The sequence below is a fragment of the Rhizobium grahamii CCGE 502 genome (genome assembly GCF_000298315.2).
Taxonomy (GTDB): domain Bacteria; phylum Pseudomonadota; class Alphaproteobacteria; order Rhizobiales; family Rhizobiaceae; genus Rhizobium; species Rhizobium grahamii.
The window spans coordinates 219,350-232,249 of the sequence record NZ_AEYE02000015.1 but is presented as its reverse complement, the minus strand read 5'-3'; the positions used below and the strand labels follow the sequence as shown (position 1 = coordinate 232,249).

The following is a 12,900-nucleotide window of genomic DNA, read 5'->3' as shown; positions in this document are numbered from 1 at the left end:
GCGGCCTCCTAACTCGATGAGGCGACTATACGAATTGCCGGTGTGCGCTTATTGGCATAAACTGCCAAAGAGTTTGCAGGAATTGACAGAATGGGTTTGAGCTGTGGCTTTCTGATCTTCGACGGTTTTTCCAATATGGTGTTGGCCAGCGCGATCGAGCCGCTGCGCGCGGCGCGTGACTATGCGGGTCCTAACACATTCGCATGGCGATTGCTGTCGTCGGAGGGAATGGATGTCCGTAGCTCCAGTGGCCTGCTCCTGCGCTGCGACGGCAACATCGAGGACGCCGGTGATCTCGACATCCTGTTCATTGTTGCTGGCTACGGTGCGCGCGAGCACGCACAGAGCTCGGTGTTGAAGCGGCTGCAGCGTCTAAGCCGGTTTATTGGCATCGTTGGCGGGCTCGACAGCGGCGCCTGGCTGCTCGCGCAAGCCGGCCTGCTGAGCGGTTACCGCGCCACGATACATTGGCAGGATCTCTCCCAATTCGCCGAGATCCATCTGGATATTGAGGTTACATCCGATCGCTTCGTCATCGACCGCAACCGGATCACCGCCGGCGGCGCCACAACAGTCGTCGATCTCATGCTCAAGCTGATTGGTGATCATGGCGGCGGAGCACTCGCCTTCGATGTTTCCAACATGTTCGTTTACGATGCCCGATTGCGAGCACCGGAGGAACGGGGCGCGCGCAGCCTTTCCCTGGCAACGCGCGTTCCGCAGCTTCTAAAAGCCGTCGCCTGCATGCGCGCGCATGTCGAAAGCCCGCTCAGCCTCGACGCGATCTCGGATGCGACCGCGACGTCTCCGCGTACGCTGGCCCGCCTCTTTCAGCGAGAGTTCGGGATGGGGCCTGGCCATTACTATCAAAGCATCCGGCTCGACGTCGCGCGCAGCCTCGCCGAGGAAACGTCGCTCGCCGCGCACGAGATCGCCGCGCGTACCGGCTTCGCTTCGGCCGCATCCCTCTCCAGAGCTTTCAGCGGCCACTTCGGATCGACATTGCGGGGGACGCGGCGCAACCGGCGAGGCGCACCGCGCAATTGAGCGCCGAGTGCCCTTGCTCGACCGGTTGGGTGAAGCCCCTCCGCTCAAATTCGCAGGCTGTCATCCAACCAAACACGGAAGCCGCCGCGAAACGCATTGTCATTGTTGCCGCGTCGACACTTCGGCGGCAGTTCCTTGAGCCGGTCGACATTGCCGCCGCCTATCACGATGTAGTCAGGCAGCAGCGCCGCCCCTAGACGATCGACGACGTCAAAGACCGATTTCCGCCACTTGCTCTTGCCTCGCCGCTTCAGTCCTCGCTCGCCAACATAGTCTTCGAAGGTCGCCTTGCGGTAGGGCATGTGAGCCAGTTCCAGCGGCATGCAGACATTCTCGGCGATGATGGCCGAGCCCAGGCCGGTGCCTAAGCCGAGGAAGAGCATCCGGCCGTTTTCATAGCTGCCGATTGCCTGCATCAAAGCGTCGTTGACCATTCGGACCGGCCGGCCGAGGGCGGCTTCGAAATCGAAATCCTTCCAACCCGGCCCGAGATTGAAGGGATCGGCCGCGGCACGATTGGCGGCGACGGGACCTGGGTAACCCATCGTGACAACGTCGTAATGCCAGTCTTGGGTAAGATCGCGTAGCGCACCTACCATCTTGGTCGCGGTCATCTGATCACCGGAATCGACCGCGCGTCGTTCGCTGCCGCTGCTGAGTTCGACTTTCACGTGCGATCCGCCGATATCGACGGCAAGCACAGTGCGGCCGGTCGGCGCTTTGGTTTGCTCGCGCTTCCGTTCGGCTGCAGATGTGTTGACGGTGTCTGCCATATCTTTGCGCTCCTCTGCCGGCCTATGCTCTCATCCCTGCCGCACCGCGTATCGGGGCAAGATCGGTAGCCTCTGTCAAGCGTCGGGCGAAAATGCGGTGTCGCTTGATTTAAACGCCAGGATGGCTCACTGAAAAGAGCGCACACTAGCGGAGGATCATCACTTGACCTTTCCGAGCTTGCCTCCCGGTTCCATCGACCCACCCGGCGCTCCCGGGATCGAGCCGCGCTGGACCTCAAGTGATAAGAGCGCGGTCGGCACCGCCGTCGGCCCGGCAAGTCCCGTTTGGTTCACGGCAAGCCACGGTATCCTCAACGAGATCTATGCGCCGCGGCTGGACATGGCCTGTGTCCGCGATTTCGGCTTCATCGTGACGGGCGATGGTTACTTCTCGGAAGAGAAGCGTGATGCCGATCATCGGGTGCAGGCAATCGAGGATGGCGTCCCGGCCTTCCGCCTTATCAACACCGCCCGCGATGGCCGTTATCGCATCACCAAAACGATCCTTACCGATCCTGAGCGCGAGGTGGTGCTGCAAGAGGTACGCTTCGAGGCGTTGATCGGTGGCCTCTCCGACTACCAACTGCACGCCCTCGTGGCACCGCATCTCGTCAACGGCGGTGCCGACAACACCGCCTGGTGCTCCGATTTCAAGGGCAGGCCGATGCTTTTTGCCGAGGGTTCTGGTCGAGCGCTTGCGGTTGCCGCTTCGGTGCCTTGGCTTGCGCGTTCGGCCGGGTATGTCGGTTTTTCGGATGGCTGGCAAACGTTGTCGCGGGGGGAAGGGCTGAAGGAGGAGTATCGCTGTGCCGTGTCCGGCAATGTTGCGCTATCGGGGACACTCGACCTGCAGGCGGGTCAAGGGCGGATATTGGTCGCCATCGGTTTCGGCGCGCAGCCCGAGGAGGCTGCTTTCCGTGCCGTCCTCAGCCTGGAGCAGGGTATCGAGCCGGCGCTGCGGTACTATCAGAGCGGCTGGCGGGAGTGGCAGGCCGGCTTGCTTGCGTTGGACGAGCCTCATGATCCCAACCAGTTGAACCGTTACCGGGTCAGCACCAGCGTGCTCGCCAGCCACCGCGACGATGCCTCCGGCGCCATTATCGCGAGCCTTTCCATCCCCTGGGGCTTCAACAAAAGCGATGACGATCTCGGCGGGTATCATCTGGTCTGGACACGCGATCTGGTGGAAACCGCGGGAGGGCTGCTTGCCGCTGGCGCCAAAGCCGATGCGCGGTCGGTGCTCGACTATCTCTCGGCGATCCAGGAGGCAGATGGCCATTGGGTGCAAAATGCCTGGCTAGACGGCCGGCCGTATTGGAACGGCATCCAGATGGACGAGACGGCCTTTCCTGTCCTGCTTTACGACATGCTTCTTCGCGCCGGCGTGATCGGTTTGTCGGAGACAGGCCGATACGTGGCGATGATCGAGGCTGCTGCGGCCTACATCGTCACCAACGGCCCCGCAACCCAGCAAGATCGCTGGGAAGAGGATGCTGGCTACTCGCCCTTTACGCTGGCCGTCGAGATCGCGGGCTTGCTCGCGGCGGCCGATGCGATGGAAGCGGCCGGACGGTTGCCTCAAGCGCAATATCTGCGGGAAGTCGCAGATGGTTGGAACGAGCGCATCGAGGAGTGGACCTATGCCAGCGATACGAAGTTGTCGCGCCGGCTCGGCATCGACGGCTACTACGTTCGCATTGCCACCGCCGCGGAAGACGTCTCCTCGCTCGGCCGGGACTTCATCCCGATCCGCAATCGCGACGATGGCGAGGCCGTGCTCGAAGCAGACCTTCTTATTAGCCCCGACGCGCTTGCCTTGGTGCGGTTCGGACTTCGCGCCGCCGACGACCCACGCATCCTAGGCACGATCGCGGCGATCGATGCCGAATTGCGACGTGACCTGCCGACCGGATCCTACTGGTACCGGTACAATGACGACGGCTACGGGGAGCGCGTTGGCGGCGCGCCATTCGCCGGTCGCGGCGTCGGCCGGCTTTGGCCGCTTTTGACCGGCGAGCGCGCCCATTACGAACTTGCCGCTGGACGACGCGATGAGGCGCAACGCCTCTTGGCGGCGTTGGAAGCTTCGGCAAGCGATGGCGGGCTGCTGCCGGAGCAGATATGGGATAGCGACGACGTGCCGGAGCGCGAGCTCTTTCTCGGTCGTCCGTCCGGCAGCGCCATGCCCTTGGTCTGGGCTCACGCGGAACATATCAAGCTCCTGCGCTCGATCCGCGATGGCGTCGTCTTCGACATGCCGCCTCAAACCTTTGCTCGGTATGTCGCGGCGAAGCCCGGTCGTCCGCCATTCGCATGGCGCCTAAACGCCAAGCGCACCCGTATGGCTGCCGGCCGCAAACTGCGGATCGAACTGCCCGAACAGGCCCTCGTGCATTGGTCGACCGACGGTTGGGCAACCGTTGTCGACAGTCATACTCACGATACGGGTTTCGGCACATACGTCTGCGATCTGCCGACAGAGCGGCTGGGTCCAGGCACAATTCTGTTTACAATCTTCTGGACGAACACCCAGCGGTGGGAAGATGCCGATTTCAAGATCGACGTGGTTTGAGTGCGACCGCGGGGGTCCGTCACGGCCGCATTTGACTCCGCTCAATCGAAGAGTTCGGGCAGTTCCGCTCGCGCGATCTGTCTTAGACGCTCTGCTTCGGCTTGATCGATAGAGCGGTATGGCCAGCGGAGCTTCGGTCCAACCGGTCCCCAGCCTCCGATCGCGCACAGCAACTTGTCGAGGGCGGCATTCGAGTAGCCTTGCGCTTGGCGGAATGGAACGATGTGGTCATCCATGAACGCGCAAATACGTTTCTCGATTGCCAGCGCGGCTTCGATGTCTTCCGCCATCAAATCTGTCCACCACTGAGCGCCGTGCGGGCTGAGGCAGGCCACGTTGGAAAAGGCACCTGCGGCAACGCCGTGGCTCATGCCGGTCGCGAGATGATGGCCAGGCACAAAGAGCGCGAACTCGGCAAGGTATTCGCGGGCAGCGGCATACCAATTGGCGTCGCCATCGGCGAGCTTGATACCGACGACGGCAGGCGATGGGCCACAGACGGCGGCAAGCTCCCGCGGCGTCAGAACCCGCTTGGCATGTGGCGGATTGTAGAGGATCAAGGGGATCCCCTCGGCGCGGTCCGTCGCGCGTCTCAGGAAATCGATTGCCTCAAGATCGGTGACGGGCCACCAGTCCGGCAGAATGACCTGGATCGCCAGCGGCTTCAGCGCGGATGCGCGGGCAACGCGTGACAGAGCGATGTGCGGATCCGGCTGGCATGCGCCGATCACGAATGGCATGCCGGCGCCTGTGCAACGCTCCGCGAGGATAACCTGGATCCGCTCGAACTCGACGTCCGTCTGATTGTGGAACTCGCCGGCTGTACCATTCGAATAGATGCCGTCGACCCCGGCATTGATCAGGATGTCGACCTCTTCGCCGAGGGCAGCGAAATCGATCGCGTCGTCCTCCACGATCGGGAGAAGAAGGCTCGCCCAATTGCCGGCGATTGAATGTCGTCTCTGCGTCGTCAAGGCATGGCTCCCAACGGTATGTCGTCGCGAATGCACGCCTTGAGGTGTCCCGGGGCGACTTCCCGCAGCTCAGGAACGGCCTGGCTGCAGGCTTCGATGGCATGCGGACAGCGGGTGCGGAAAACGCAGCCGCTCGGCGGATTGGCGGGGCTCGGGATTTCACCCTTCAGCACCTGACGCTCGCGTTTGGCGCCGACATCGGTGGAGGGGATGGCGGACAGTAGCGCGCGCGTATAGGGATGCTGCGGCCGGGCGTAGAGGTCGCTGCTCGCCGCGATCTCCATGATGCGCCCGAGATAGAGGACGATCACCCGGTCACAGATATACTCCACGACCGCAAGGTCGTGCGAGATGAACAGCATGGTCAGCCCAAGCCGCTGCTGCAGATCGCGCAGCAGGTTTATCACCTGCGCCTGGATGGAGACATCGAGCGCCGATACCGGCTCGTCGGCGACAATCAGTTCCGGGGCCAGTGTCAGCGCGCGCGCAATGCCGATGCGCTGACGCTGCCCGCCTGAGAACTCGTGCGCGTAGCGATTGATCGCTTCTGCCGGCAAGTCGACCTGCTCGAGCGCCACACGGGCGCGCTCGAGCCGCTCCCTGCGGGTTCCGATGCGCTGGATTTTCAGGCCTTCGGTCAGGATCTCGCCGATGGTCATGCGCGGCGAGAGGCTGGCAAAGGGGTCCTGGAAGATATACTGCATCCGCGGACGCATGCGTCGCATCGCCGTGGATGAAAGGCCGGTCAACTCCACGCCATCGAAGCGGACGTTGCCAGATGACGGCTCGACCAGGCGAAGGACAGAGCGGCCGATCGTCGTTTTACCGCTGCCGGATTCGCCAACCAGCCCAACGACTTCGCCCTTGCCGATCTCGAAGGAAATGTCCTTCAGGATTGTCAGTTGCGTGCCGTGGGAAGTGTAGCTTTTCGACAAGTCGCGAACGGAAAGCAAAGGCTTGGTCATCTAAATCTCCCGCCAGCGAATGCATCGGCTCTTATGAAGCGGTCCAACGGCTTCGAGCGCCGGCACCGCCTTGCGACAGGCCTCGATCGCAAATTGGCAACGCGGTGCGAAGGTGCAGCCAGAAGGCATGTTCATCAGGCTCGGAACAACGCCCGGAATGGCTGCGAGCTTTTCGCCCGATTGTTTCATCCGTGTCGCATCGCCAAGCCGAGGCATCGAGGCGAGAAGGCCCTTCGTATAGGGGTGTTTTGGATTGCTGAAGACCTCGTTGACCGGGCCTTCTTCGACGATGCGGCCGGTGTACATAACGGCAACGCGATGGGCGATCTGGGCGACGACGCCGAGATTGTGGGTGACGAACAGCATTGCCATTCCGCGCTCGCGCTGAAGCTTCATCAGCAGGTCGAGGATCTGCGCCTGGATCGTCACGTCGAGTGCGGTTGTTGGCTCATCCGCAATCAGCAAGGTCGGGTCGCAGGCAAGCGCCATGGCGATCGTCGCACGTTGGCGCATGCCACCGGACAGCTCGTGCGGATACTGACGGGCCCGGCGCTTGGCATCTGGAATCCCGACGGTTTCCAGCAGCGAAATGGCCGTAGCCATTGCCGCTTTCCGGCTTGCTCTGTGATGAATGCGAATTGGCTCGGAGATCTGATCGCCAATTGTATAGACGGGGTTGAGGCTGGACATCGGCTCCTGAAACACCATGCCGATGTCGTCGCCGCGAATGTCGCGCATCTCGTCTTCCGTCAGCGAAACGAGATTGCATCCGGATCCGTCCTTTCGGCGTAGCCGGATGCTACCTGCCGCGATCGATCCGATGTTACGGGTCAGAAGGCGCATGACGGAAAGGCTGGTCACCGATTTGCCCGAACCGGATTCTCCCACCAGGGCCACGGTCTCCCCCGCGCCGACGGTCAGGTCGACATCGTTGACTGCCGTGACATCGCCTCCGCGAATGCGGAAGATGGTCTTGAGGCCCTGAATGGCGAGGATCGGTTCGGCTGACGGCATATTGGTCACCCAAGCAGGCCGGTTGCGCGCAGGATCTCGTTGATCCTGGCTGTCTCGGCTTCGTTGAGCGCAGCGCGCGGGCGCGGCATGACCGCGCTGTCGATGATGCCGAGGCTCTTCATGGCAGTCTTGAAGCCACCGATGCCGGAGGCGCCGCCGCTAACGCGGCCCTGGGCAACCCAGACGATTTCGAAAAGGCGGCAGAGCCGCTCCTGCTCCTTGCGTGCGGCGACCCAGTCGCCACGCTGGGCGGCGTCCCAAAGGCGCACATAGCCGTGAGGATCGACATTGGCGATGCCCGGAACGACCCCGTGCGCGCCCATCAGCAAGGCATTGTCGACGACAATCTCCGAGCCGGTCATCAGGAACACATCCGGCCGATCAGCGAGATCGAGGAGGGCATAGCGGAAATTGCCGTCATCGCCGCTGGAATCCTTGAGGCCGATGATCGTGCCTTCTCTTGCCAAGGCCACCGTCGTCTGGCGCTGCAGCTTGACGTGGACGCAGACCGGAATGTCATAGGCGACCAGCGGCACGTCGACGGCGTCACGGATAAAGCGGAAATGGTCGAGGATCTCGGATTGGCTGGTGACCGTATAGAACGGCGCGGTGGCAACCACGGCGTCGGCACCGGCACGCTTGGCAACGTCCGCATGATGAATGACGCGATCCGTCGTCGGATCGATGACGCCGACGATCAGCGGTACGCGTCCGTTCACCACTTTTGCCGAGTGCTCGATGATCTCGCGGCGCGTCTTGTCGTCGTGGAAGATCACCTCGCTTGTCGAGCCGAGCACGAAAACACCGTGGCAACCGCCCTCGATGAGATGCTCCAGAACCCGCGTGTAGGACGGATAGTCGACCGTGAAATCCGCATTGAGCGGCGTCACGACTGGAGGAATTACACCTTTGAATTTTGTCATTGTCTCTTTCTTTCGAGTGATCAGTTTAGTTCAGCGCGAGGGTCAAAAGCGTCCCGAAGACCGTCGCCGATGAAGTTGATGGCAAGCACCGCCAGGATGAGCGCCCCGCCTGGGAACAGCCATTGCCAGGGATATTGTTCGAGGACCGCCGTCGAACGGGCCGCGTTCAGCATGTTGCCCCAGCTGGCGGCCGGCGGTGCGATGCCGAGGCCAAGGAAGGAAAGCCCGGCTTCGAGGAGGATGGCGTTGGCGATCTGCAGCGTGGCGTAGACCACCAAGATATCGATGGAGTTCGGCAGCCCGTGTCGGAAGAGGAGATGGGGCAAGCCGGCGCCCATTCCCCGAGCGGCGACGACGAAGTCACGCTCACGCAGTTCCAGCAGCCGTGCGCGCACCATTCGCGCCAGAAGTGGCCAGGACAGCAGTGAGATGACGAGGACCGTCGGCCAGATGCCCGTGCCGGCGATGGAGGCGAGCACAAGGAGAAAAATCACCGGCGGCAGTGTCATCACGAGATCGACAAACCGCATACCGACCGCGTCTGCCCAGCGGCCGGAAAGGGCGGAGACAGCGCCGAAAAGAAAGCCGATGACGGCCGATAGCAGTGTCGACGCGACAGCGACGAGGAGCGAGATGCGGCCGCCTTCCATCACGCGGGCAAACACATCGCGGCCGACGCCATCGGTACCGAACCAATGTTTCAGGCTCGGGCCCGAGTTCATTGCCAAAAGGTCGATGTCGTTCGGCTTGAAACTCCACCAGAGCGGATAGGTGAGGATCATCGCCAGGACAGGAACAGCCAGACAGATACCGAAAACGGCGGCGCGGTTGATCAGGAAGCGGTCGAGTGCACGGGCGAGGGGGCCGGGACTGCGGCTAGGGGTTCTGGCCAGCATGGTCACGCCACCTTGATGCGCGGATCGATCACCGCGTAGGTGACGTCCGTCAGAAGGTTCACGACGATCACGCAGGCTCCGATGATGAGCGTGGCGCCCATGATGACCGGGTAGTCGCGGGTCTCGACGGAATCCACCAGCAGCAAGCCCATGCCCGGCCAGTTGAAGACGCTCTCGATGAAGATTGCGCCACCGATGGCAAGGCCGATAGTCGAGCCGATGAGCGTGACAACAGGCAACAGCGCATTGCGCAATGCATGCTTGACGATCACCCAGAACTCGAGGACGCCCTTCGCCCGTGCCGTGCGGACATAGTCCTGATTGAGCACTTCAAGCAGAGAGGCGCGCATATAGCGCATGATCAGAGCCGCTTGAGCGACCGCAAGGAGCGAGGCAGGCAGGATCAGGTGATGCAGCAGATCAAGCACCGAGAAAGCCTCGCCCGGCGTCAGCATGCCACCGGATGGCATCCATTTGAGCCGCACGGCGAAGACGTAAAGTCCGATCAATGCGCTGAGGAAGGCCGGGCTGGAAATGCCTGTGAGGGCAACCACCGAGAACGAGAGGTCGGCTATGGAATTGCGCCGTACGGCGCTGATGATGCCCGTGGCGATGCCGACGACGGTCGAGATAACGAGAGCCGTTCCCATCAGCAGGACGGTGGGACCTATGCGCGACAAGACGAGACCGAGCACCGGCTGATCCATCCGCTTGATCGAGTAGCCGAGATTGCCGGCCAAGGCTTGCTGCAGCCAGGCCAGATACTGCACCGGCAGGGGCTGGTCGAGACCGAGGCTGCTGCGCAGTTCGGCCAAGTCGGCTGGCGACATCGGGATGTTCGGATCGATATAGGCGTCGATCGGATCGCCGGGGGTGAGGCGCAGCAGAAGGAAAATCAGCATGCTCAAGGCAAGCAGCATACCTATCCCGATCGCCAGGCGCCGGAGACTATATCTCAGCATTGCAACTCCGTCCTGAAAGGGTGGCAACGCCACCCTTTCTTATCCATGGCGGTCCTATTCGGCGATGGACCAGCGCTGCGGATCGGCCTGATAGGGGCCGCCGCCAGGGGCGGGAGTCCACACAAAATCCTTGACCTTGGAGGACACCACGCCATAGCGATTGGCCACCCAGAGGGTCCCCCACGGGAGCTGGCTATTCATGACCTTGCAGACCTGCTGATAGCGTTCGTCACGCTTTGCCGCGTCAGGTTCACCCAGGGCGGCGTCGAGCGCGGCCGTCAGATCGGGCATGCGGGCGCGAACGACGTTCGGGCCGGCCGGCGGGATCTGCTTTTCATTCAGCCCGACATTGATGCTGCCTGCATCCGGTCCGTTTTGCAGACCGGCATAGACCAGCTGAAACTGCGAGATATCGGCGTCCGGCTTCAGGACGATGCTGTTGTAGGTTGGGGCATCTACCGCACGCGGCACGACGTTGATGCCAACCTGAGCCAGCATTGCCTGAACGGCAGCCAGCACATTGGTCGCCAATGGCGTCGTGTAGTAGGTCAGGAGAGTGATCGGCTTGCCGCCGTTGATCTCGTCCCAGCCAGCTTCCTTCAGGAGCGCCTTTGCCTTTTCGGGATCGTAGGCATAGTCATCAATGCCCTTCGGGACGAGTTGATCGGCGACATAGGCGCAGTTGGCGGGCTTGGCGGCGCCGCCGTAAAGGCTCTGGATAATCGCGTCGCGATTGATGGCGTGCATCACCGCCTGTCGGACACGCAAATCCTTCCAGATAGGCGATTCATGATTGAAACCCAGATAGTTGACGACGAAGGAATTACCTTCGATCACCTGGAAAGACTTGTCGTCCTTGAATGTCGGAACATCATTGGAGTCGACATAGGTGAACTGGATTTCACCGGCTCGAAGCGCGGCGATCGCAGCCGCCGGATCGGCGAAGTAGCGATTGATGATCTTTTCGAGGGCCGGCTTGCCGCCTCGGTAGTCGGTGTTGGCAGTGAGCTCGACATACTGGTCGTTGACGTACTTCGAGAATTTGAACGCGCCGGTGCCGATCGGTGACGTCGACCACCAGGCGTTCTTGGCGAGCTGGTCGGCCGGTATTGCGGCCAGTGCGTGCTCGGGGAGCATCATGACCTTTGTCAGCGTATCCATGAGGCTGGCCGACGGCGCGTTGAGTTTGATGACGAGCGTGTGGTCGTCCGGAGCTTCGACGGATGACACCGGTGTCAGGCGGGCGGCCAGGACGGAACCGGTCTTTGCATTCTTGGCGAGTTCCATCGTGAATTTCGCGTCCTTGGCCGTGAATGGCTTTCCGTCGTGCCATTTCGCGTCAACGAGCTTGAACGTATAGGTCAACTGGTCGGGGCTCACGTCATAAGACGATGCAAGAACGCCGACCGTCTTCTGCAGCTTCGCATCATAGGTCACGAGCGGTTCGAAATAGATGCTGAGCCAGGTGAAGCCGGCGGTCGCGGCGAGCGGATTGAAATTGCCCTGGAAGCCGCCGGGGCCGACGTCGAAGCCGCCCGACAGGGTTGCAGCTTGCGCGGGACGGGTGAAGCCCGATGCGACTGTTGTTGCCATCATCGCGGCGATTGCGATCGCCGAAACTCGAGACAGGGTGTTCATTGCGTTCCTCCCACATTTGAACTTGTCTTGTTGGTTGCGATAACTCGGGCGATGCCTTCGTAGTGGTGGTCGAGGCGCCGGCGGGCCTCCTCCAGGTCCCGGGCTTCGACGGCATCGACGATGGCGGCGTGATCGCGCCAGGTGGCCATCGGATCGACGTTGTCGAGATTCACGAAATCCGAGGCCTTGTAGAAAGCGAGCCAGAACACGTCGATCAACCGGCTCAGCGTTTCGTTCTCCTGGCAGCGGAAGAGCAGGCGATGGAAGAGCTGGTCGTCCTCGGCGAAGGATTCGTCGCGTTCGGCGTGCGCCTTCATGCGGTTGACGGTGGCGCGGAGCTCGGCAATGTCGTCTTTGCCGATCGTTTCCAAGGTCTTGCCGATCAGGCCAACTTCGAGCGTCCGACGGATCTCGATCACTTCCTCGATCTGGCGAAGCGCGCCGCCAAGGCCGTAGGCAAGGTTGTCGAGCAGAGGTTCGAACGAGAACGCCTTCACGAAGATTCCGACGCCGCGCCGTGATTCCAACACGCCGAGCGATTCAAGTGCCTTGATGCCTTCGCGAAGCGAGTTGCGGCTGACGCCAAGTTGTGTCGCAAGCTCGCTCTCGGCCGGCAGCAGGGTTCCCGGCTTCAGGCCGTTGTCGTTGATGTAGGCGCGCAGGCTCTCCTGCACGGAAACATGCAGCAACGGGGCTCTTGTCAACGGCTTCATGGTCTTTAGGGGCATGCCGATCTCGCTGCGGAAAATTCCTGATGTTGAGACACATATCCACTTGTAGGATATCTGTCAAATGAACATGTACGCGGCGGATGCCGTGTGTTAAGTTCGAGCGGCGGCGGATCCTTCTTCTGGTAGCTCGGAGCCTTGCGATAACAAGGAGTTGGAAGGTGCCAGACCCAAGAACGCGGATGTTCGTTGTTGCGCAGCTTGCAGACTTTTGCACAGTGGATCACAGCCGCAGAATCATAGCTTTTGGTTATCGTAACGATCAGTAAATCCAACTTAGAATTATCGTCCAGTTCCGGTAAGAAGAAACAAGGGGAGGATGCGCGCCGACCGGTGTCTTCGCCTCAAGCACCGAACCTCATTCGGAAGCGGCGCGGCTCGACCGGATGATTGGAAGGGCTCCCTTTG

The 12,900-nt window shown here is 61.6% G+C and carries 11 protein-coding genes; 2 read left to right on the top strand and 9 right to left on the bottom strand.

Annotated elements, in window-relative coordinates; all coding sequences use genetic code 11:
* Positions 1–90: 90 nt before the first annotated feature.
* Positions 91–1,047, top strand: a complete 957-nt coding sequence (locus RGCCGE502_RS15370; RefSeq protein WP_016555089.1) for a GlxA family transcriptional regulator — start codon at positions 91–93, stop codon at positions 1,045–1,047.
* A 44-nt stretch (positions 1,048–1,091) separates the two neighbouring features.
* Here RGCCGE502_RS15370 and RGCCGE502_RS15365 read toward each other — a convergent pair whose 3' ends face one another.
* Positions 1,092–1,820 carry an ROK family protein gene (locus RGCCGE502_RS15365; RefSeq protein WP_016555088.1) on the bottom strand — a complete coding sequence of 243 codons (729 nt, stop codon included), beginning with the start codon at positions 1,818–1,820 and terminating at the stop codon, positions 1,092–1,094.
* A gap of 163 nt (positions 1,821–1,983) precedes the next feature.
* Between RGCCGE502_RS15365 and RGCCGE502_RS15360 the strand changes: the two genes are divergently transcribed.
* The gene (locus tag RGCCGE502_RS15360) at positions 1,984–4,392 is read left to right on the top strand and encodes a glucan 1,4-alpha-glucosidase (RefSeq protein ID WP_016555087.1); all 2,409 of its coding nucleotides are present in this window, start codon (positions 1,984–1,986) and stop codon (positions 4,390–4,392) included.
* A gap of 41 nt (positions 4,393–4,433) precedes the next feature.
* Here the strand turns inward: RGCCGE502_RS15360 and RGCCGE502_RS15355 are convergent, their stop codons facing one another.
* The 8 genes from RGCCGE502_RS15355 to RGCCGE502_RS15320 are packed head-to-tail and all read right to left on the bottom strand — an operon-like array spanning position 4,434 to position 12,492.
* Positions 4,434–5,366, bottom strand: a complete 933-nt coding sequence (locus RGCCGE502_RS15355) for a dihydrodipicolinate synthase family protein (RefSeq protein WP_016555086.1) — start codon at positions 5,364–5,366, stop codon at positions 4,434–4,436.
* Complete coding sequence (locus tag RGCCGE502_RS15350) at positions 5,363–6,331, bottom strand: ABC transporter ATP-binding protein (RefSeq protein ID WP_016555085.1); 969 nt, start codon at positions 6,329–6,331, stop codon at positions 5,363–5,365. The genes RGCCGE502_RS15355 and RGCCGE502_RS15350 overlap by 4 nt, the downstream gene beginning before the upstream one ends.
* The gene (locus RGCCGE502_RS15345) at positions 6,332–7,345 is read right to left on the bottom strand and encodes an ABC transporter ATP-binding protein (protein ID WP_016555084.1); all 1,014 of its coding nucleotides are present in this window, start codon (positions 7,343–7,345) and stop codon (positions 6,332–6,334) included. It lies immediately after the preceding gene.
* A gap of 5 nt (positions 7,346–7,350) precedes the next feature.
* Complete coding sequence (locus RGCCGE502_RS15340) at positions 7,351–8,268, bottom strand: dihydrodipicolinate synthase family protein (RefSeq protein ID WP_016555083.1); 918 nt, start codon at positions 8,266–8,268, stop codon at positions 7,351–7,353.
* 20 nt (positions 8,269–8,288) lie between these two features.
* Positions 8,289–9,164, bottom strand: a complete 876-nt coding sequence (locus RGCCGE502_RS15335; RefSeq protein ID WP_016555082.1) for an ABC transporter permease — start codon at positions 9,162–9,164, stop codon at positions 8,289–8,291.
* 2 nt (positions 9,165–9,166) lie between these two features.
* The gene (locus RGCCGE502_RS15330; protein ID WP_016555081.1) at positions 9,167–10,126 is read right to left on the bottom strand and encodes an ABC transporter permease; all 960 of its coding nucleotides are present in this window, start codon (positions 10,124–10,126) and stop codon (positions 9,167–9,169) included.
* A gap of 54 nt (positions 10,127–10,180) precedes the next feature.
* Positions 10,181–11,764 carry an ABC transporter substrate-binding protein gene (locus RGCCGE502_RS15325; protein WP_016555080.1) on the bottom strand — a complete coding sequence of 528 codons (1,584 nt, stop codon included), beginning with the start codon at positions 11,762–11,764 and terminating at the stop codon, positions 10,181–10,183.
* Complete coding sequence (locus RGCCGE502_RS15320; protein ID WP_016555079.1) at positions 11,761–12,492, bottom strand: FadR/GntR family transcriptional regulator; 732 nt, start codon at positions 12,490–12,492, stop codon at positions 11,761–11,763. The genes RGCCGE502_RS15325 and RGCCGE502_RS15320 overlap by 4 nt, the downstream gene beginning before the upstream one ends.
* Between the last annotated feature and the right edge of the window lie 408 nt (positions 12,493–12,900).